Below are 20,636 nucleotides of genomic sequence, written 5' to 3' on the forward strand. Positions count from 1 at the left end.
ACGACGAGGACGAGGAGGGCTGAGCTCATGGGAAAGACGCTCGCCGAGAAGGTGTGGGACGACCACGTCGTGGTCAAGGGCGAGGACGGCAACCCCGACCTCCTCTACATCGACCTCCACCTCGTGCACGAGGTGACGAGTCCGCAGGCGTTCGACGGCCTGCGGCAGGCCGGGCGACCGGTGCGTCGCCTCGACCTGACGATCGCGACCGAGGACCACAACACCCCGACGCTGGCCATCGACCGCCCCATCGCGGACCCGACGAGCCGGATCCAGATCGAGACCCTCCGTCGCAACTGCGAGGAGTTCGGCGTCCGGCTGCACTCCCTGGGCGACAAGGAGCAGGGCATCGTCCACGTGGTCGGCCCGCAGCTCGGCCTGACCATGCCCGGCATCACCGTGGTCTGCGGCGACTCGCACACCAGCACCCACGGGGCCTTCGGCGCGATGGCGTTCGGCATCGGCACGTCCGAGGTCGAGCACGTCCTCGCCACGCAGACCCTGCCGCTCAAGCCGTTCAAGACGATGGCGATCACGGTCGAGGGCACGCTGCGTCCGGGGGTGACGGCGAAGGACATCATCCTGGCCGTCATCGCGAAGATCGGCACCGGCGGCGGTCAGGGCTACGTGCTCGAGTACCGCGGCTCCGCCATCCGTGCGCTCTCGATGGAGGGCCGCATGACGATCTGCAACATGTCGATCGAGGCCGGTGCCCGCGCCGGCATGGTCGCCCCCGACCAGACCACCTACGACTACGTGCAGGGTCGCGACCACGCGCCCACCGGTCAGGACTGGGACGACGCCGTCGCGTACTGGGAGACCCTCGCCACCGACGACGACGCCGTGTTCGACGCCGAGGTGTTCATCGACGCCGACGAGCTCGAGCCCTTCGTCACCTGGGGCACGAACCCCGGCCAGGGCGTCTCGCTGTCCGAGAGCGTGCCGGACCCGGCCGCCTACAGCGACCCCAACGACCAGGCCGCTGCCCGCCGCGCCCTGGAGTACATGGACATCACCGCCGGCACCCCGATGAAGGACATCGCCGTCGACGCGGTCTTCATGGGGTCCTGCACGAACTCGCGCATCGAGGACCTGCGGGCGTTCGCCTCGATCATCCAGGGCCGGCAGAAGGCGCCCGGCGTGCGGGTGATGGTCGTCCCGGGTTCCGCCCGCGTCCGGCTCGAGGCCGAGGCCGAGGGACTGGACAAGATCATCACCGAGTTCGGTGCCGAGTGGCGGTTCGCCGGCTGCTCGATGTGCCTCGGCATGAACCCCGACCAGTTGGCACCGGGGGAGCGCTGCGCGAGCACCTCGAACCGCAACTTCGAGGGTCGGCAGGGCAAGGGCGGGCGCACGCACCTGGTGTCGCCGCTGGTCGCCGCGGCCACCGCGATCCGAGGCACGCTGTCCAGCCCGTGGGACCTGCAGACCGACGACGCGCTGGCGTCGGTGACGAACCACGAGACCGCCACCACCGAGGGGACCTTCTGATGGACAAGATCACCACCGTCACCGGCATCGCGGCCCCGCTCAAGCGGTCCAACGTCGACACCGACCAGATCATCCCCGCGGTCTACCTGAAGCGCGTGACGAAGACCGGCTTCGAGGACGCCCTGTTCTCCGGGTGGCGTCAGGACCCCGACTTCGTCCTGAACCAGGAGCGCTACCAGGGCGCCCGCGTCCTGATCGCCGGCCCCGACTTCGGCACCGGGTCGTCCCGCGAGCACGCCGTCTGGGCGCTCCGTGACTTCGGCTTCTCGGTCGTGATCTCGCCCCGGTTCGCGGACATCTTCCGGGGCAACGCCGGCAAGCAGGGCCTGGTCACCGCGATCGTGACCGAACCGGAGGTCGAGCGCCTGTGGGCCGCCATCGAGGCGAACCCGGGCATCGAGGCGACGGTCGACCTCGAGACGCAGCGCGTGTCGCTGGGGGATGTGGACGTCCCCTTCGAGATCGACGCTTACACTCGTTGGCGGTTGATGGAAGGGCTCGACGACATCGGGCTCACCCTCCGTGACGAGACCTCGATCACGGAGTTCGAATCCCGCCGCTCCAGTTGGCGGCCGAAGACATTGCCGGTGAAGTAGTGAACTCTCTCGTACAGGACGCAGCGGCCGCAGGGGCGCGCGTGGGCCTCAAGTCGGACGAGATCGTCATCCGCGGGGGCAAGCCGCTCGTGGGGCGCATCGAGGTCCGTGGGGCGAAGAACCTCGCGACCAAGGCCATGGTGGCGTCGCTGCTCGGTGACACCCCGTCGATCCTCCGTGACGTGCCGGACATCTCCGACGTCAAGGTGGTCCGCGGGCTGCTCGAGGTGCACGGCGTGCGCATCACCGATCCTGCACGAGGCGAACTCATCCTCGACCCGTCGCGGGTCGAGTCGGCGCACTTCGCCGAGATCGACGCGCACGCCGGTTCGAGCCGCATCCCGATCCTGTTCTGCGGTCCGCTGCTGCACAAGCTCGGCGAGGCGTTCATACCCGACCTCGGCGGCTGCCGCATCGGCGACCGCCCGATCGACTTCCACCTCGACGCCCTCCGCGCCATGGGCGCGGTCGTCGACAAGCAGGTCAACGGCATCCACCTGACGGCCCCGGACGGCCTGAAGGGCGCCTCGATCGAGCTGCCGTACCCGAGCGTCGGCGCCACCGAGCAGGTCCTGCTCTCCGCGACCCTCGCCAAGGGCGTCACGGAGCTGCGGAACGCCGCGATCGAGCCCGAGATCATGGACCTCATCGCGATCCTGCAGAAGATGGGCGCCATCGTCTCGGTCGAGCCGAACCGCGTCATCTTCATCGAGGGCGTCGAGTCGCTCCGCGGCTACACGCACCGCGCGATCAACGACCGCAACGAGGCCGCGAGCTGGGCCTCCGCCGCGCTCGCCACCAACGGCGACATCTTCGTCGAGGGCGCGAACCAGCAGGAGCTCATGACGTTCCTCAACGTCTTCCGCAAGGTCGGCGGCGGGTTCGACATCCAGGAGGACGGCATCCGGTTCTACCGCGAGCTGGACACCCTGAAGCCCGTCGTCATCGAGACCGACGTGCACCCCGGCTTCATGACGGACTGGCAGCAGCCGCTCGTCGTCGCGCTGACCCAGGCCGACGGCCAGAGCATCGTGCACGAGACCGTCTACGAGAACCGCTTCGGCTTCACCGACGCCCTGAACGAGATGGGTGCCGACATCGTCGTGCACAAGGAGGGGCTGCCCGGCCACGACCGCCGTGTCGCCCGCCGCCCGTTCGAGCAGGCCGCCGTCATCACCGGTCCGACGAAGCTGCACGCCGCCAACGTGCGCGTCCCCGACCTGCGCGGCGGGTTCAGCCACCTCATCGCGGCGCTGACCGCCGACGGCGAATCGCACATCACCAACGTCGGCATCATCAGCCGCGGCTACGAGCACTTCATCCCGAAGCTGCGCAAGCTCGGCGCCGACTTCGACTTCGCTGGGTAGGCACAGTGCCGGCAGAAGGAAAAGGCGACGGTCTGGAGGCCCGTGGCGGCTCCGACGCGCAGGTCGCGACCGGCCTCCCCGTGCGTGGGCGCCGGTGGCGCCGCGGTGAGCTGAACACCGCGTTCCGCATCGTCGCCTCGATCGTCATCCCGACGTTCCGGTTCTCGGCGCGCTACCACTGGCACGGCCCGAACCGCCTGCCGGCGGAGGGCGCATTCGTGCTCGCACCGAACCACTTCACGAACATCGACCCCCTGGTCGTCGGCACCGCCGTGTACATCTCGAAGCGGGCGCCGCGGTTCCTCGCGAAGGCGTCGCTGTTCAAGGTGCCGGTGGTCGGCAAGCTCATGTCCGGCATGGGACAGATCCCGGTCGAACGCTCCGGCCGGACGCGCCTGAGCGACCCGCTCGGAGGCGGACGGTCCCTGGTCGAGCAGGGTGGGGCGATCATCGTCTACCCCGAGGGCACGCTCACCCGCGACCCCGACCTCTGGCCGATGCGTGGCAAGACGGGGGCGGTGCGGATCGCGCTCGAGAACGACGTGCCGATCATCCCGATGGCCCACTGGGGCACGCAGAACATCATGGCCAGGTACGGCAAGAAGCTCCGGCTGTTCCCGCCGTCCCGGGTCGACGTGATCATCGGTGACCCGGTCGACCTGTCGGCGTACCGCGGTCGGCAGATCGACCAGCAGATGCTCGGCGAGGCCACCGAACTCGTCATGCGCGAGATCACCGCGCTGCTCGAGGTGCTCCGTGGCGAACGGGCACCCGCGACCCGCTGGGACCCGGCGGCGAACAACCAGAAGGAGACCGGCCGGTTTGAGTGACCTGAGACCCCACGACGACCGACCCGACCCCGCCGCCGCGGCTCCGGGGGCCTTCGACACCGCCGCGATCCGGGTGGTCATGCAGTCGACCGACAAGCCCCGGGTGGCCGTGATAGGTGCCGGCAGCTGGGGGACCACGTTCGCGAAGGTGCTGGCCGAGGGCGGTGCCTCCACCGTGGTGTGGGCCCGACGCCCCGAGGTCGCCCGCGAGATCACCGAGACCAAGCGCAACTCGGACTACCTGCCCGGCATCAACCTGCCCCGCACCCTGACCGCCTCGACGTCGCTCGAGCGCGTGCTCGAGGGCGCCTCGCAGGTGTACGTCTCGGTGCCCTCGCAGACCCTGCGCTCCAACCTCGCCGCGATCCGCGAGCTGCTGCCCGCGGACGTGCCGGTCGTCAGCCTGATGAAGGGCGTCGAGAAGAGCACGGGACTGCGGATGAGCGAGGTCCTGCTGCAGGGCCTCGGCATCGACCAGGACCGCATCGCCGTGGCCAGCGGCCCGAACCTGGCGCTCGAGATCGCCCGTCGGCAGCCGACCGCCGCCGTGGTGTCGTCGTCGTCGCTGGAGACCGCCACCGACGTCGCCGCCGTCGCGACGAACCCGTACTTCCGGTCGTTCATCAACACCGACGTCATCGGCACCGAGTTCGGCGGCGTGCTGAAGAACCTCATCGCCGTCGCGATCGGCATCGTCGACGGGGTCGGCTACGGCGAGAACACCAAGGCCTCGATCATCACGCGCGGCCTCGCCGAGATGACCGACTTCGCGGTGTCGCTCGGCGCGCAGTCGTCCACGCTGTCCGGGCTCGCGGGCCTCGGCGACCTCATCGCCACGTGCCAGTCGCCGCTGTCGCGGAACAACACCGCCGGGCGGTTGCTCGGCCAGGGCTACCGGTTCGACGAGGTCGTCCGCCAGATGAACCAGACGGCGGAGGGGCTGGCCTCGGTCGCCCCGATCCTCGAGCTGGCCGCGGCGAACGGCGTCGACATGCCCATCGTCAGCCAGGTCGGCGAGGTCCTCGCCGGTAGGCTCGATCCGCGCAACATCGCGCCGCACCTCACCGAGACCGACGAGCCGCAGGGCGAGTGACCGGTCCCGTACCGAGTCACGAAGGGACTCCCGTGCCCACGATCCCCGAGGGAACCCCCATGCCCAGGACCACCGTCGCCGTGCTCTTCGGCGGTCGCTCGAGCGAGCACGAGATCAGCTGCGTGACCGCCGGCGGCATCATGGACGTCGTCGACCGGGCCGAGTACGACCTCGTGCCGATCGGGATCACCCAGGACGGTGCCTTCACGCTGCAGTCGGACGACCCGGCGCAGTGGACCCTCCGCGACGGTGCGCTGCCGACCGTGCCCGACAACGGCACGCGGATCGCGTTCCCGACCTCGCCGGCCACCAACGAACTCGTCGTGTCCCACCCCGACGGCACCGTCACCGCGATCCCGGTCGACGTGGTGTTCCCGATCCTGCACGGTCCCTTCGGCGAGGACGGCACGATCCAGGGCCTGCTCGAGATCGCCGGGCTGCCGTACGTCGGCGACGGCGTGCTCGCGAGCGCACTGGCGATGGACAAGCACGTTGCGAAGGCCGTGCTCGAGCACGCTGGGCTCCGGGTCGCACCGTGGACCACGGTGCTCCGCCGGCAGTGGGCGGCCGACCCCGTGGACGTCGCCGAGACGATCGCCGCCCACGGCTGGCCGCTGTTCGTCAAGCCGGCCCGCGCCGGGTCGAGCATGGGCGTCTCGCGCGTCGACGAGCCCTCGCAGCTGGGTGCCGCCATGGACCTGGCGTTCGAGCACGATTCCAAGGTGATCGTCGAGCCCCGTGTGATCGGCCGCGAGGTCGAGGTCGCCGTGCTCGAGGGCCGTGACGGTGTGCCGCGCACGAGCCTGCCGGGCGAGATCGTCGTGGCCGAGGACGGCTTCTACGACTTCGCCTCGAAGTACCTGGGCGGCGACGAGTCGCTGCTCTGCCCGGCACCGCTGACCGGCGACGAGACCGACGAGATCCGCTCCATCGGCGCCCGCGCGTTCGAGGCCATCGGTGGTTCGGGGCTCGCTCGTGTCGATTGCTTCCTGACCGACGACGGCTTCGTCGTGAACGAGGTCAACACGATGCCGGGCTTCACGCCGCTGTCGATGTACCCGCGCTGCTGGGCGGCGTCGGGGGTGTCCTACGGTGAGCTGATCACGGAGCTCATCGAGCTGGGTCGCGCCGCCGTCCGCTGACGGGTGTCAGCCCTGCACGTCGGCGGGGTCGAGGCACTCGTGTCCGTCCTTCGGCAGTGACGACACGGCGTCGGACAGCTCCTGCACCACCGACGTGGTCTTCGTCGAGTCGACCACGACCTGCACCGCCGGTGACCGACCGAACGTCGTGTAGACGACCTGGTCGCCGCGGTCGTCGCGGATCCAGTCGACGCCGCCCTGCGAGAAGCACGGCAGGTCGGACACGGTGGGGACGGCGACACCGCAGTGGTAGATCGCCACCTCGGGGTCGCCCCAGGCCGCCGTGGCCTGCGCGTTCGTGTTCCGCAGGTCGAACTTCGAGTCCACGGTCGCGGGCAGTCGGACCTGCACGGCCGCGCACGCCGCTGCGTTCGCCGACGGGGCGGCGGACATCGACACGGCGTTCGTGCACCCGGTCAGCCCGGCGGCGAGGGTGATCACGGCCCCCACGATCGCGAGGGTCCGAGGGGTGCGGCGCGCGGTGTCCATCGCCGTCCAGGCTACCGTTCTCGTGTGGATGCGACGGACGACGCCTGGGCCGGACCGACAGTGGGGGAGCTCGGCGAACTCGTCGTCCTCGACCGGATCACGAGCCGTCTGCCCGTGGGCACGCCGATCCTCGGCCCCGGTGACGACTGCGCCGTCGTCGCCGCTCCGGACGGCCGCTTCGTCGTCACGACGGACATGATGGTGCACGGTCCGGACTTCCGGTGGGCGTGGTCGTCGCCGACGGACATCGGCTGGAAGGCGGCCGCCACGAACCTCTCCGACGTCGCCGCGATGGGCGCCGTACCGAGCGGCCTCGTGATCGCCCTCGCCGCACCGCAGGACACTCCCGTGGCCGTCCTCGAGGGCATCGCCGACGGCTTCCGGCTCGCCGTCGACGCACTCGCGCCGGGATGCGGGGTCGTCGGGGGAGACCTCTCCACCTCGGCGACGTTCACGGTGGCCGTCACCGCCTTCGGCGACCTGCTGGGCCGCGCGCCCGTGCTCCGGTCGGGTGCGACCGTCGGCGACGTGCTCGCGGTGTCCGGCGAGCTCGGACGTGCCGCCCGTGGGCTGTCCCGGCTGTTCCGCGAGGGCGTCGACGGCCGGGGCGAGCCGGACCGTGCCGCAACGGTCGCGAGCGGCGCGGACGGCGACCCCGACGTCGGACGCCAGCGCCGCCCGGTGCCCCCGATCGCCGACGGGCCGCTCGCGGCCGGGGCCGGGGCCACCGCGATGCTCGACCTGTCCGACGGCCTGGCGATCGACGCCGGTCGGCTCGCCCGTGCCAGCCGGGTGACGCTCGAACTCGATGCCGCCACCGACCTGGACGAGGTCGCGCTGCACGGTGGCGAGGACCACGGACTGCTCGCCACGTTCCCGGCCGACGCGGTCCTGCCCGGGGGCTTCCGGCGCATCGGTGTCGTGCGGGAGCGCGGCGACGCGGACCTGCTGCGCGCCGGTGCCGCGGTGCCGACGACCGGCTGGGACCCCTACGCCGACTGGGACGGCGCCGCCGGCTGACCCGGCCCGGTCGGTGCACGACCGTGTGGCGACAGAACACGCGTCGTTCGACAGGTGCACTGTCGCAGGGCGCGTGCACACGCGCAGAGCGCCTCAGCCGGCGGCGACGGCCTCCCACGCGACGGTCTCGCCGTAGCTGCGCTTGCTGAACGGCGCGAGCCCCGCCGGCCAGGTGGGCTCGGGGGAGCGCTTGCTCCGCTCGACCACGACGACGGCATCCGGCGTCAGCTTCGGCGACAGTGCTTCGAGCACCTCGGCGAGCTCGTGCTCGGTGACGTCGTAGGGCGGGTCGATGAACACCAGGTCGAAGGTGCGGACGGTCCCGCGCAGGTACCCGAGCACCGGCTGCGGCTGCACGTCGATCCGGACGCCCGGCACCCGCTGCTGCACGGCCTTCGCGTTCGCCCGGCAGGCCTGCGCGGCGGCGGACGCCCGGTCGACCAGAACGACCTCGGCCGCACCGCGCGAGGCCGCCTCGAGCCCGAGCGCGCCCGTCCCCGCGTACAGGTCGGCCACCGACGTGGCCTCGACGAGCCCCCGTGCCTCGAGCGACGAGAACAGCGCCTCGCGCACGCGGTCGCTCGTCGGGCGGGTGCCGGACTTCGGCACCCGGAGCGTCAGGGAGCCGGCGGCGCCGGCGATGATGCGGGTCATGCAGCCACCGTATCGGCCCGGCGGGTCCGGTCCGGCGTTCTCCACAGGCCGCTCGGGAGGCACGGGTGGGGTCGGTCGTGCCCGGTACCGTTGGAGCATGGTCACCTCCGGAACCCCCGCTGCGCCGGCCGCGCCCGACCTCGGTCCGGCGCCGCTCGACGCGCGGCTCGCGAACGTGCTCGGCGGTCGGACGGCGACCGCGATCGAGAAGGCCTTCGGCTACCGCACGGTGGGGGAGTTCCTCGAGCACGCGCCCCGCCGCTACGCCGAGCGTGGTGCACTGACCGCCCTCGACTCGCTCGCGATCGGCGAACCGGTCACCATCGTGGCCGAGGTGGTCGACGTCCGTGAACGCACCATGCGCGCGCGCCGCGGCTCGATCCTCGAAGCGAAGATCGGCGACGGCAAGGGCCTGCTCACCCTCACGTTCTTCAACCAGGGGTGGCGCACGAAGGACCTCGTCCCCGGCGCCCGGGGCATCTTCTCCGGCAAGGTCAGCGACTACCGGGGTGCCCGGCAGCTCGCCCACCCGGACTACGAGCTGTTCGACCCCGACGACCCCCGCGCCACGGCCGAGCCCGGTTCCGACGAAGCGATCCGGTGGTCGCGCCAGCCGATCCCGATCTACCCGGCGACGGCCTCGCTCACGTCGTGGCAGATCGCGAAGTCCATCGGGATCGTCCTCGACACCCTGCCGGTCCTGCCCGACCCGGTGCCGGCGTCCGCGCGGTCCCGGCTCGACCTCGTGCCGTTCCGCCGTGCCCTCGAGCTGCTGCACCGCCCCGAGAAGGTCGCGGACTTCAAGCGCGCGCAGGACGCCCTGCGCTACCGCGAGGCGTTCGTGCTGCAGACCGCCCTGGTGCAGCGCCGGATCGCGGCCCGTCGCACCGCGGCCACCCCGCGCGTGGCCGCCCCCGGTGGCATCCTCGAGCGCTTCGACGCCACCCTGCCCTTCACGTTGACGGACGACCAGCGCGCCGTCGGGGCCGACATCGACCACGATCTCGCCCGCACCTGGCCCATGCACCGGCTGATCCAGGGCGAGGTCGGTTCGGGCAAGACGCTCGTGGCGATCCGGGCGATGCTCACGGTGGCCGAGTCCGGTGGCCAGTCCGCGCTCATCGCCCCGACCGAGGTGCTGGCGGCCCAGCACCTGCGCTCCATCGTGAAGTTCCTCGGGCCGGACCTCGCCGCCGAGCTCCGACCGGTGATCCTGACCGGTTCGCAGTCCACCGACGAACGTCGAAGGGCCCTGCTCGCGGCGGTGTCGGGCAGCTCACGGCTGGTCGTCGGCACCCACGCGCTCCTGGGCGACCGGGTGGACTTCGCCGAGCTGGGGCTCGTGGTGGTCGACGAGCAGCACCGCTTCGGTGTCGAGCAGCGCGAGGCCCTCCGCACCAAGGGCAGGACCCCGCCGCACGTGCTCGTGCTCACCGCGACGCCGATCCCGCGCACCGTCGCGATGACGGTGTTCGGCGACCTCGACGTCTCGACCATCACGGGCATGCCGTCGGGGCGCGCCGGCGTCGAGACCTTCACGGTCCCGCTGGCGGAGCACCCCGGATGGGAACCCCGGATCTGGTCCCGCATGGCCGAGGAACTCGCCAAGGGCCGCCAGGCGTTCGTCGTCTGCCCGGCCATCGACGACGCCCACACCGAGGACGACGGCGAGCCGGAGCCGGCCGACGGCGAGGACGACATCCCGAAGCGTGCCCCGGCGACCGTGCTCGCCACCGCCGAGCGGATGCGCACCATGCCCGTGCTCGAAGGGCGCTCGATCGCGGTCCTGCACGGCCGGATGACCGCCGACGAGAAGGACCGCGTGATGACGTCCTTCGCCGCCGGCGACCTCGACGTGGTCGTGGCGACGACCGTGATCGAGGTCGGCGTCGACGTCCCGAACGCGGCGATGATGGCCGTCCTCGACGCCGACCGGTTCGGGGTCTCGCAGCTCCACCAGCTCCGCGGCCGCATCGGTCGTGGGCAGTGGGCCGGCGTCTGCTTGCTGGTCACCTCGGCCGAGCTCGAGACCACCTCGCGCGAGCGCGTCGACGCCGTGGCCGCCTCGGACGACGGGTTCGAGCTCGCCCGGGTCGACCTCGAGCTCCGACGTGAAGGCGACGTCCTGGGCGAACGGCAGTCCGGTGGGCGGTCCTCGCTCAACCTGCTCCGGGTGGTCGAGCACGCCGACCTCATCGTCGACGCGCGCGAAGAAGCGGAGCGCGTGCTCGAACCCGATCCCGAGCTCGAGGGGTCCCCGGCCCTCCGCGACGCCCTCGCCCGGCGTCTCGACGAGTCCGACGCGGCGTTCCTCGGCAAGAACTGACCCGGAGCCCGACGGCCCGCGCGGTATCGTCGCTGCCATGGCGCAGATCGCGGTGGTCCCCGGTTCCTTCGACCCCGTCACCCTCGGGCACCTCGACGTCATCGGCCGCGCGGCCGGGCTCTTCGACGAGGTGCACGTCCTCGTGGTGCACAACCCCGACAAGAAGCCGGCGATGTTCGAGGCGGTCGACCGGGTCCGGCTCATCAAGGACTCGCTGGTCGAGGTCGGCGCGCCGGAGACGGTCACGGTGGGCGAGTGGACGTCCGGGCTGCTGGTGGACTACTGCCGGCAGGTCGGGGCGAAGGTCTTGGTGAAGGGCGTGCGGTCCGGCGAGGACGTCGCGTACGAGACGCCGATGGCCATCATGAACCGCCACCTGGCCGACGTCGAGACGGTGTTCCTGCTGCCCGAGGCGTCGCGGGCGCACGTGTCGAGCTCGCTGATCCGCCAGGTGTCGTCCCTCGGGGGCGACGTCACGCCCTACGTGCCGAAGACGGTCGCCGACGCGCTCGCGGCCCGCTGAGCACGCCCGCTGAGCCCGCCCGCCCAGGCCGCCCCGCACGCGCACCGCGCCCACCGCGTCCGGACACGCCTGTCGCCACCTCGACTCTCGGCCCCGATCGCGCTAGGCTTGTCGATCGTGTCTTCCCCCGTGAACAGCCCCTACGCCCTGCGCGTGCGCGACCTCGCGCACCGGCCGGGTGAGATGCGCGAGCACTCGCTCGACATCGAGGTGCCCGACGCGATGGGGGCCGGTCTGATCGGCGTCCGACAGGGTGCCGAACTGCACATCGACGTCAAACTCGAAGGCCTGCACGAGGGCGTCCTCGTGTCCGGACACGCTTCGGCCGACGCCACGGGGGAGTGCTCGCGCTGCCTCATCGACATCAGCGAACCGATCGAGGTCGATTTCGCCGAGCTGTTCGCGTATGATGCCTCGGAGGATTTCGACTTCTTCGTTCGCGATGACCACGTGGACACCGAACAGGTCGTTCGAGATGCGGTGGTGCTGTCGCTGCCGTTCCAGCCGGTCTGCCGACCGGACTGCCCAGGACTCGACCCGGTGACGGGCGAGCGTCTGGCCGACCTCGGCGAGCAGCCCGCTCGTCAGGTGCTGGATCCCCGCTGGGCAGCGCTCAGCGCGATCGAGCTCGACGACAGCACCGACGGTGACACCACCGCACCGAAGACCACCGAGGGCGAGGAGCGGGCCGAGACCGAGTAGGTCCCGACACCGCCAGCCCCCGTACCGACCACCGACCAACCGAAAGAGATTCACCATGGCCGTTCCCAAGCGCAAGCAGTCCCGTGCGAACACGCACGCCCGTCGTTCGCAGTGGAAGGCCACGCCGATCCAGCTCGTGAAGACGATCGAGAACGGTCAGGTCACCTACAGCCTCCCGCACCGCGCGAAGGTCGTCGAGGACTCGGCCGGCACGCCCCTGTACATGGAGTACAAGGGCCGCAAGGTCGCCGACGTCTGATCGGACCGAACGCATGACGACAACGTCCGGCGCTGCGGGGTCTCGCCCCGCGGGGCCGGACGTCGTTCGTCTGCAGGGCATCCTCGGGGCCGACATCGACCTCGAGCTGCTCCAGCTCGCCCTGACGCACCGCTCCTACGCCTACGAGCACGGGGGCATCAAGCACAACGAGCGCCTCGAGTTCCTCGGGGACTCGATCCTCGGCCAGGCCGTGACCGTGAAGCTCTACCGGTCGTTCCCCGACCTCGACGAGGGTGACCTCGCCAAGCGTCGAGCGAGCCTGGTGTCGACCGTGGCGCTGGCAGAGATCGCCCGGATGATCGGGCTCGGCCGCTACCTGCGCCTCGGCAAGGGCGAGGAACAGACCGGCGGGCGCGACAAGTCGTCGATCCTGGCCGACACCGTCGAAGCCGTCATCGGCGCGACGTACCTGTCGGCCGGTCCCGACCCGGCCACCGAGCTCGTGCTCCGCCTGGTCGAACCGCTCATGATCGACCCGGACCGCTTCGGCGCCGCGATGGACCCGAAGACGAGCCTGCAGGAGCTCGCCTCGAGTCGTTCCCTCGGCAACCCGGCGTACCGCGTCACCGAGACCGGCCCGGACCACGACAAGACCTTCATGGCGACGGTCGTCCTGCAGGGCGAGGACATCGCCACCGGCACCGGCTCGAGCAAGAAGGCCGCCGAGATGGCCGCCGCGCTCGACGCCTGGACCCGGCTGTCCGGCCGAGCGGCCTGACCGCGTGCCCGAACTCCCCGAGGTCGAGGTCGTCCGCGCCGGCCTCGAACCCGCCGTCAGCGGCGCGCGGGTCCTGCACGTCGACGTGGTCGACGACCGTGCCCTCACCCGGCACGACGGCCCCGCCGAGGACTTCGCCGACCGACTGACCGGTCGCACGATCGCCGCTGCGGTGCGCCGGGGCAAGTTCCTCTGGATGCCGCTGCAGCCCGAGCACGACGGGGCCCGCCCCGAGGCACTCGTCGCCCACCTCGGCATGAGCGGGCAGATCCTGCTCGGCCGTGGTCGACCGGCGGCCAAGCACCGGCGCATCCTCATCGACGTGCAACCCGCGGGCACCGACCGCTCGGGTGCGGCGGAGCCCCCGGTGGAACTCGAGTTCGTCGACCAGCGCACGTTCGGCTCGATGGCGATCGACGCGATGGTGCCGACGATCGACGGTGCTCCCGCCGGGTTCGGCGGGCAGGTCGACGCGATCGACCCCGATGCCGTGTGGCGTCGGTGGGTGCCCGGGCAGGTGTCGCACATCGCCCGTGACCCGCTCGACCCCGCCTTCGACGACGACCGGTTCACCGCGATGGCCCGGAAGCGTTCGAGCGGCATCAAGCGGGTGCTGCTCGACCAGGGCGTCGTGAGCGGCATCGGCAACATCTACGCCGATGAGTCGCTCTGGGCCGCGAAGCTGCACTACGACCGCGCCGCCGACCGCCTCACCCGTGCCGACCTGCGTCGGCTGCTCGACGAGGTCCGTGCCATCCTGCGCCGGGCGCTCGAGGACGGCGGCACGAGCTTCGACGCCCAGTACGTCAACGTCAACGGGCAGTCCGGGTACTTCTCGCAGCGCCTGAACGTTTACGGGCAGCAGGGGAAGCCGTGTCCACGCTGCGGCACGACGATCGTGCGCGAGGCCTTCATGAACCGCTCGAGCCACATCTGCCCCGTGTGCCAACCCCGTCCCCGCGCCCGCACGCGTTAGCCTGACGCCAACCAGAGCATCCGGAGACCGCATGTACTTGAAGAGCCTGACCATCAAGGGGTTCAAGTCCTTCGCGCAGCCGACGACGTTCGCGTTCGAGCCGGGCGTGACGTGCATCGTCGGCCCGAACGGCTCCGGCAAGTCGAACGTGGTGGACGCCCTGGCCTGGGTGATGGGGGAGCAGGGCGCGAAGACCCTGCGCGGCGGCAAGATGGAGGACGTCATCTTCGCCGGCACCTCGACCCGCGGTCCGCTCGGTCGCGCCCAGGTGCTGCTGACCATCGACAACAGCGACGGCCTGCTGCCGATCGAGTACTCCGAGGTGACGATCGCGCGCACGCTGTTCCGCAACGGTGGCAGCGAGTACGCCATCAACGGCGAGAACTGCCGGCTGCTCGACGTGCAGGAGCTGCTGAGCGACACCGGCCTCGGCCGTGAGATGCACGTCATCGTCGGGCAGGGGCAGCTCGACAAGGTGCTGCACGCCACCCCCGAGGACCGCCGCGGCTTCATCGAGGAGGCCGCCGGGATCCTGAAGCACCGTCGCCGCAAGGAGAAGACCCTCCGCAAGCTCGACGCGATGCAGACGAACCTGACCCGCCTGTCCGACCTGGCCGGTGAGATCCGGCGGCAGCTGAAGCCCCTCGGGCGGCAGGCCGAGGTGGCACGGAAGGCCCAGTCGGTGGCCGCGGTCTTCCGCGACGCCAAGGCCCGAATCCTGGCCGACGACGTGGTGCGCCTGCGCCGCGAGCTGCACGACCACCAGGAGGTCGAGGCGGGCCGCAAGTCCGAGCGCATCGTCCTGACCGAGCGGCTCGACCAGACCCGGGTGCGCCAGCAGCACGTCGAGCAGAGCATGGTCGGCGACGACGTCGACCGCGCCCGCACCGTCGTGCACCGGCTCGAGAGCGTGCAGGAGCGTCTCCGTGGCCTGTCGAGCCTGGCGAACCAGCGCCTGATGTTCCTCGCGCAGCAGGCCGACGCGCCACAGCAGGGCCCGACCGTCACCCAGGAGCAGGTCGCCGGGGTCCGTGCCGAGGCCGACCGCCTCGCCGCACGCGCCGACGAGATGGTGGGCGGCTCGGCGACGACCGCCCGCGCGGTGCAGGACGCACGCGCCGCGCTGGACGCCCTGGACGAACGCATCGCCGCCCAGGCAGCCCGGGTCTCGCAGCACGACCTCGAGGCGCAGCGGCTCGCCAGCGCCGTCGACGTCGCCCGGTCGAAGCGCGGTTCCGCCGTCGCCGACCGCGAGCGGCGGGAGCGGGCACTGGCCGAGGCCGGGGAACGTGCCGAGCGTGCCGCGGCGGCCCTCGCCGAACTCGGTGTCGACCCGTCCGAGGGCGTCGACGAGTCCGCGCTCGCGCAGACCCTGGAGCAGGCGCGCGCCGAGCTCGAACGGGCCCAGACCACGCGCGACGAGCAGCGCGACCGCCTCCACTCCCTCGAACGCGAGCGGGACGCCCTTGACGCCCGGGTCACCGCGCTCGGCATGTCGATCGAGGTCCGCGACGGTTCGCAGGCCCTGATCGACGCCGGTCGCGCGGGCATCGTCGGTCGCCTGGCCGACAGCCTGGCGGTCTCGCCCGGGTTCGAGGCCGCGATCGCCACCGCGCTCGAGGGACTCGCCGACGCCGTCCTCGCGGACGACCGCGGTGCAGCGCTCGACGCCGTCGACCACGCCCGCGCTGCTGACCTCGGCCGGATCGACGTCGTCGTCGCGGACGCCGCGTCCGTCACCACCGCCCTGCCCGAGACCCTGCCGGCCGGCGTCCGCCGTGCCACAGACCTGGTGCAGGGACCGCCGGCGCTCGCGTCGATCCTGCGGGACACGCTGGTCGCGGAGACCGACGACCTCGACCTGGAGGTGGTGCTCACGGCCGCCCCGCACGCCACGGTGGTCACGCGGTCCGGCGACCTCGTCCGCGCGGTCCGCGTGACCGGCGGCGGCGAGCGCGTGACCTCGCGCATCGAGCTCGTCGCGGAGCGCGACGACGCCGTGACGCGCCGCGACGCGATCGCGACCGACGCCGAGGACGCGGCCACGGGCCTCCAGGCCGCACGCAGTGCCGTCGAGCACGCACGCCGCCGTGCGGACGAGGCCGACGCAACATCCCGCGCGTACACGCGGGCGAAGGCCGAGTACGACCGCACGAGTGCGTCGACGCGGGCGAAGGCGGAGAACGCCGCGGCCGAGGTCGAACGGCTGCGTGCCGCGCTGGCCGAGACCGACGGCGCCGTCGAGACCGCCGAGGCGGTGCTGGCCGAGGCCGAGTCGGCGCACCGGGCCTTCACCGAGCAGGAGCGACCCGTCGTCGACGCCTCCGAGCGTCCCGCGCTGCAGGACTCGCTCGAAGCCGCACGTGCGGCCGAGGTCGAGCAGCGGATCCAGGTCGAGACCGTGCGCGAGCGGGTGCGCGCCGAACGGAACCGCGCCGACCAGCTCGAACGCCAGCTCGAGGCGGAGCGCGCCGCCGCCGAGGAGGCCGCCCGGCTCGCCGTCATCCGACGCGGCCAGGTCCGGACCGCGGAAGCCGTGCTCGCCGACCTGCCCGGGGTGCTCGGTGCGGTCGACCGTTCGCTGGCCGAGGCCCGGGTGCAGCTGGCGACCGAGGAAGCCGAGCGGTCGAAGCGCAACACCGAGCTGCAGACCATCCGCAACGAGGAGCGCGAACTCCGGGACCGCCTGCAGACCATCACCGACGGCGTGCACTCGCTCGAGATGGAGATCTACGAGAAGAAGCTGCACGTGTCCGGCGTCCTCGACCGGGCGCAGAGCGAGCTCGGGCTGACCGAGGCCGTGCTGGTGGCCGAGTACGGGCCGCACGTGCCGGTGCCCGTCGACGTGCTCGTGGACCCGCGGGTGCGCGCGCGGAAGCACCGCGAGGCGGAGCGCGCGGCGGCGGCTGCAGCCGCCGAGGCCTCGGGCGTGACCGAGCCGGAGGAAGCTGCGGCAGACGCGGGCCCCGAAACCGACGACGTGGCCCTCGTCGACGCCGAGTCCACGCTGCCCGGCGGCCCCGCGCTGCCCGAGTTCGACACCACCGACGAGGTCGACCCCGCCGACGTCGAGACGGTGCCCTACGTCCGTGCCGAGCAGGAGCGCCGACTCAAGGCCGCCGAGCGCGACCTCGGGCAGCTCGGCAAGGTGAACCCGCTCGCGCTCGAGGAGTTCCAGGCGCTCGAGCAGCGGCACGCGTTCCTCGCCGAGCAGCTCGAGGACCTGCAGAAGACCCGGACAGACCTGCTGACGATCATCGACGAGCTCGACACGAAGATGCAGACGATCTTCGAGTCCGCGTTCAACGACACGAAGGAAGCGTTCGACGTCATCTTCCCGATCCTGTTCCCGGGCGGCTCGGGGTCGATCAACCTGACCGACCCGACCGACCTGCTCGGCACCGGGATCGACGTGCAGGTGAAGCCCGCCGGCAAGAAGATCGACCGCCTGACCCTGCTGTCCGGCGGCGAGCGGTCCCTGGCGGCGGTGGCGCTCCTCGTCGCGATCTTCACCGCGCGGCCGTCGCCGTTCTACATCATGGACGAGGTCGAGGCGGCGCTCGACGACGCCAACCTCGGCCGCCTGCTGACCGTGTTCGAGCGGCTCCGCGAGTCGTCCCAGCTCATCGTCATCACGCACCAGAAGCGGACGATGGAGATCGCGGACGCCCTGTACGGGGTGTCGATGCGGCAAGACGGCGTCTCGGCCGTCGTCGGCCAGCGGGTGCAGAAGCGCGAGCCGGCGGACGCGGTCGCGGTCGCGGTCGCGTAGCCGTCTGGTCGCAGGCCCGTTCCGCGAAAGCGACAGATCTCCGCCAACTGTTCGCGGCGATCTGTCGCTTTCCCGGGGTTCGCAGTGGGTCGGCGACGGGATCTGTCGCTTTCGCAGTGCAGTCCACGCGGCCCCGGACAGACGGGAGGCGCGGTGCCAGCTGGCACCGCGCCTCCCGTTCTGTCAGGTGCGTCCGGACAGGACGTTCGGGTCGCTACGCGCGACCGCGGATCGTCCGGAGCAGCCAGCCGATGATCCCGAGCAGGATGAGCACGATGCCCACCCAGAGCAGGAGCTTCAGCGCACCGACGAAGATGCCGCTGAAGAGCAGGACGAGGCCGACGATGATCGCGATGATCAGCAGTGCGGGCATGAGGGTCTCCTATCCCTGGAACGAGACCGAGCAGATGCCCGGACCAGAACGGGACGCTACTCCTCGGCGCGCCGACGCGTTCGCTCAGCCGACGAGATCGCGTTCGCTCAGCCGACGAGGTTCTGCACGAACACGTGCGGCGTGAAGCCCGTCAGGTCGTTGATGCCCTCGCCCTGCCCGATGAGCTTGATCGGGATGCCGGTCTTCTCCTGCACGCTCAGCACGAACCCGGCCTTGGCCGAGCCGTCGAGCTTCGTGATGACGAGGCCGGTCACACCGGCGCCCTCGATGAAGGCCTGGGCCTGGGCGAGTCCGTTCTGGCCGGTCGTCGCGTCGAGGACGAGCAGGACCTCGCTGATCTCGGTCTGCTTCTCGACCACGCGCTTGATCTTCGTGAGCTCGTCCATCAGGCCGGCCTTGGTGTGCAGCCGCCCGGCGGTGTCGATGACGACGATCTCGGTCTGGTCGCGGATCGCCTTCTCGACGGTCTGGTACGCCACCGACGCCGGGTCCTGCCCGGGCTGCGACGGACGGACGACGTCGACGCCGGCGCGCTGGGCCCAGGTGGCGACCTGCTCGACCGCCGCGGCGCGGAACGTGTCCGCCGCCCCGACGAGCACCGTGCGGTCGTACGTCTTCAGGAACTTGGCGAACTTGCCGATCGTCGTGGTCTTGCCGACGCCGTTCACCCCGACGACGAGCACCACGGCGGGCCGCGCGCTGAGCTTCAGGGTGGTGTCGAGCTTGGAGAGCCGTTCCTCGAGGACTTCGCGGAGCATGCGCTGCAGGTCGGCGGGGTCGGTCGTGCCGTACCGGTCGACGCGGGCGTGCAGGTCCTCGATGATCTCCTCGGAGATGTCGGGCCCGAAGTCGGCGCCGATGAGGGCGGTCTCGAGGTCCTCCCACGTGGTCTCGTCGATCGTCTTGCGCTGGAAGAGGCCGCGCAGCCGTGTGGACAGTGACCAAGAACTCGCCATGCTCCCAGCTTAGAGCGCGGCACATGTCCGCTGTGCCCGGTATGCTCGGGATCACGAAGGGGAGTATTCCCTCTCGGTGACCCCGTCAGTACGGTCCGGAACGATCCGGCCCCGGGGCGCCGGTCGTGCGACACCGGTTCCGGTGCCGAGCGACGGAAGAGACCTTCAGGCCTCGGCGTACCCGCACAGCAGCGGCACGCCCTACCTGAAGGAAACCGTGGACGTCCCACTCTTCGTCTGGCTCATCACGATCGCCGGCATCCTCGCGCTGCTGGTGTTCGACTTCTACTCGCACGTCCGCACGCCGCACGTGCCCCACATCCGCGAATCCGCGTTCTGGTCGGCCTTCTACATCGGGCTGGCGATCCTGTTCGGCATCGGCATCCTGGTGTTCGGCGGCGGGCAGGCTGGTGGTGAGTACTTCGCCGGCTGGCTGACCGAGAAGGCGTTGTCGGTCGACAACCTCTTCGTCTTCCTCATCATCATGTCGAGCTTCGCCGTGCCGAAGGAGTTCCAGCAGAAGGTCCTGCTGGTCGGCGTCGCGATCGCGCTCGTCGCCCGTGGCGTCTTCATCGCCCTCGGCGTCACGATCATCGAGAACTTCTCGTGGGTCTTCTACCTGTTCGGTGCGCTGCTGTTCTGGCTCGCCTGGTCGCAGGCCCGCAGCGGCAACGACCACGGCAGCGAGGGCGAATCCCGGCTCATCCGGATCCTCAAGCGCATCATCCCGACCTCGGACCACTACGACGGCGACCGTCTGACCACCCGTGTCGACGGCAAGCGGCTGTTCACCCCGATGCTGCTCGTCATGGTCGCCATCGGCCTGACCGACGTGCTGTTCGCGCTCGACTCGATCCCCGCGATCTTCGGGCTGACGCAGGACGCCTTCATCGTGTTCACGGCGAACGCGTTCTCGCTGCTCGGCCTCCGGCAGCTGTACTTCCTGATCGCCGGCCTGCTGGAGCGCCTCATCTACCTGGGCCAGGGCCTGGCCGTCATCCTGGCGTTCATCGGTGTGAAGCTCGTCTTCCACGCCATGCACGTCAACGAGCTGCCCTTCATCAACGGTGGCGAGCACATCGAATGGGCGCCGGAGATCCCGATCTGGTTCTCGCTGGGCTTCATCGCGCTGACGATCGCGGTCGCCACGACCGCGTCGCTGGTGGTCTCGAAGCGCCGCCAGGAGCGCGGGCTCACCCCGACCGGCCAGCCGAAGGAGTCGGTCGAGGCCGACGCGAAGTAGCCGTCACCACCTGACGGCCGGGAGGCGCGGTGCCAGCTGGCACCGCGCCTCCCGTCTGTCCGGG

General features: G+C 71.1%; 19 protein-coding genes. 15 read left to right on the forward strand and 4 right to left on the reverse strand.

Features of this window, described 5'->3' with window-relative positions:
- The first annotated feature begins 27 nt into the window (after positions 1–27).
- From leuC to DEJ03_RS06375, 6 genes are all read left to right on the forward strand, one after another.
- Positions 28–1,491: a 3-isopropylmalate dehydratase large subunit gene (leuC, locus tag DEJ03_RS06350; RefSeq protein WP_110863956.1), complete on the forward strand. Its 1,464-nt coding sequence runs from the start codon at positions 28–30 to the stop codon at positions 1,489–1,491.
- Positions 1,491–2,087 (forward strand): 3-isopropylmalate dehydratase small subunit, encoded by a 597-nt coding sequence (gene leuD, locus DEJ03_RS06355; RefSeq protein ID WP_071405673.1) that lies wholly within the window; start codon positions 1,491–1,493, stop codon positions 2,085–2,087. The genes leuC and leuD overlap by 1 nt, the downstream gene beginning before the upstream one ends.
- Positions 2,087–3,454 (forward strand): UDP-N-acetylglucosamine 1-carboxyvinyltransferase, encoded by a 1,368-nt coding sequence (gene murA / locus DEJ03_RS06360; RefSeq protein WP_071405672.1) that lies wholly within the window; start codon positions 2,087–2,089, stop codon positions 3,452–3,454. Before leuD ends, murA begins: the two co-directional genes overlap by 1 nt.
- 5 nt (positions 3,455–3,459) lie before the next feature.
- Entirely contained in the window at positions 3,460–4,284 is an 825-nt protein-coding gene (locus tag DEJ03_RS06365) for a 1-acyl-sn-glycerol-3-phosphate acyltransferase (protein ID WP_110863957.1), read from the forward strand.
- Between the two features lie 79 nt (positions 4,285–4,363).
- Positions 4,364–5,377 carry an NAD(P)H-dependent glycerol-3-phosphate dehydrogenase gene (locus DEJ03_RS06370; protein ID WP_110864055.1) on the forward strand — a complete coding sequence of 338 codons (1,014 nt, stop codon included), beginning with the start codon at positions 4,364–4,366 and terminating at the stop codon, positions 5,375–5,377.
- A 59-nt stretch (positions 5,378–5,436) separates the two neighbouring features.
- A complete protein-coding gene (locus tag DEJ03_RS06375) occupies positions 5,437–6,519 on the forward strand; it encodes a D-alanine--D-alanine ligase family protein (RefSeq protein ID WP_110863958.1) in 1,083 nt (360 codons plus the stop codon).
- A 6-nt stretch (positions 6,520–6,525) separates the two neighbouring features.
- Here DEJ03_RS06375 and DEJ03_RS06380 read toward each other — a convergent pair whose 3' ends face one another.
- The gene (locus tag DEJ03_RS06380) at positions 6,526–7,008 is read right to left on the reverse strand and encodes a DUF3515 family protein (RefSeq protein ID WP_110863959.1); all 483 of its coding nucleotides are present in this window, start codon (positions 7,006–7,008) and stop codon (positions 6,526–6,528) included.
- A 24-nt stretch (positions 7,009–7,032) separates the two neighbouring features.
- Between DEJ03_RS06380 and thiL the strand changes: the two genes are divergently transcribed.
- Positions 7,033–8,028, forward strand: a complete 996-nt coding sequence (gene thiL / locus DEJ03_RS06385) for a thiamine-phosphate kinase (protein WP_110863960.1) — start codon at positions 7,033–7,035, stop codon at positions 8,026–8,028.
- A gap of 93 nt (positions 8,029–8,121) precedes the next feature.
- Here the strand turns inward: thiL and DEJ03_RS06390 are convergent, their stop codons facing one another.
- A complete protein-coding gene (locus DEJ03_RS06390) occupies positions 8,122–8,682 on the reverse strand; it encodes an RsmD family RNA methyltransferase (RefSeq protein ID WP_110863961.1) in 561 nt (186 codons plus the stop codon).
- A 97-nt stretch (positions 8,683–8,779) separates the two neighbouring features.
- On the opposite strand from DEJ03_RS06390, the gene DEJ03_RS06395 reads away from it, so the two are divergent.
- The 7 genes from DEJ03_RS06395 (at position 8,780) to DEJ03_RS06425 (ending at position 17,979) form a co-directional block, all read left to right on the forward strand.
- Positions 8,780–11,008, forward strand: a complete 2,229-nt coding sequence (locus DEJ03_RS06395; protein ID WP_110863962.1) for an ATP-dependent DNA helicase RecG — start codon at positions 8,780–8,782, stop codon at positions 11,006–11,008.
- Positions 11,009–11,045: 37 nt separating this feature from the next.
- Entirely contained in the window at positions 11,046–11,531 is a 486-nt protein-coding gene (coaD, locus tag DEJ03_RS06400) for a pantetheine-phosphate adenylyltransferase (RefSeq protein WP_110863963.1), read from the forward strand.
- Positions 11,532–11,660: 129 nt separating this feature from the next.
- Positions 11,661–12,233 carry a DUF177 domain-containing protein gene (locus tag DEJ03_RS06405; RefSeq protein ID WP_071405664.1) on the forward strand — a complete coding sequence of 191 codons (573 nt, stop codon included), beginning with the start codon at positions 11,661–11,663 and terminating at the stop codon, positions 12,231–12,233.
- A gap of 55 nt (positions 12,234–12,288) precedes the next feature.
- Complete coding sequence (rpmF, locus tag DEJ03_RS06410) at positions 12,289–12,492, forward strand: 50S ribosomal protein L32 (protein ID WP_017888273.1); 204 nt, start codon at positions 12,289–12,291, stop codon at positions 12,490–12,492.
- A gap of 13 nt (positions 12,493–12,505) precedes the next feature.
- Positions 12,506–13,231: a ribonuclease III gene (gene rnc / locus DEJ03_RS06415; protein ID WP_173034235.1), complete on the forward strand. Its 726-nt coding sequence runs from the start codon at positions 12,506–12,508 to the stop codon at positions 13,229–13,231.
- 4 nt (positions 13,232–13,235) lie between these two features.
- Positions 13,236–14,207 (forward strand): bifunctional DNA-formamidopyrimidine glycosylase/DNA-(apurinic or apyrimidinic site) lyase, encoded by a 972-nt coding sequence (gene mutM / locus DEJ03_RS06420; RefSeq protein WP_110863964.1) that lies wholly within the window; start codon positions 13,236–13,238, stop codon positions 14,205–14,207.
- Between the two features lie 31 nt (positions 14,208–14,238).
- The gene (locus DEJ03_RS06425; protein ID WP_110863965.1) at positions 14,239–17,979 is read left to right on the forward strand and encodes an AAA family ATPase; all 3,741 of its coding nucleotides are present in this window, start codon (positions 14,239–14,241) and stop codon (positions 17,977–17,979) included.
- Between the two features lie 214 nt (positions 17,980–18,193).
- Here DEJ03_RS06425 and DEJ03_RS17885 read toward each other — a convergent pair whose 3' ends face one another.
- Together DEJ03_RS17885 and ftsY are read right to left on the reverse strand one after the other, a co-directional pair.
- Positions 18,194–18,352: a hypothetical protein gene (locus DEJ03_RS17885; RefSeq protein WP_017888269.1), complete on the reverse strand. Its 159-nt coding sequence runs from the start codon at positions 18,350–18,352 to the stop codon at positions 18,194–18,196.
- 107 nt (positions 18,353–18,459) lie between these two features.
- Positions 18,460–19,329: a signal recognition particle-docking protein FtsY gene (gene ftsY, locus DEJ03_RS06430; RefSeq protein ID WP_017888268.1), complete on the reverse strand. Its 870-nt coding sequence runs from the start codon at positions 19,327–19,329 to the stop codon at positions 18,460–18,462.
- A gap of 217 nt (positions 19,330–19,546) precedes the next feature.
- Between ftsY and DEJ03_RS06435 the strand changes: the two genes are divergently transcribed.
- Positions 19,547–20,572, forward strand: coding sequence for a TerC family protein (locus DEJ03_RS06435; protein ID WP_110859106.1), 1,026 nt, complete (start codon positions 19,547–19,549; stop codon positions 20,570–20,572).
- The last annotated feature ends 64 nt before the right edge of the window (positions 20,573–20,636 follow it).

It is taken from the genome of Curtobacterium sp. MCLR17_043 (assembly GCF_003224215.1).
Taxonomy (GTDB): Bacteria; Actinomycetota; Actinomycetes; order Actinomycetales; family Microbacteriaceae; genus Curtobacterium; species Curtobacterium flaccumfaciens.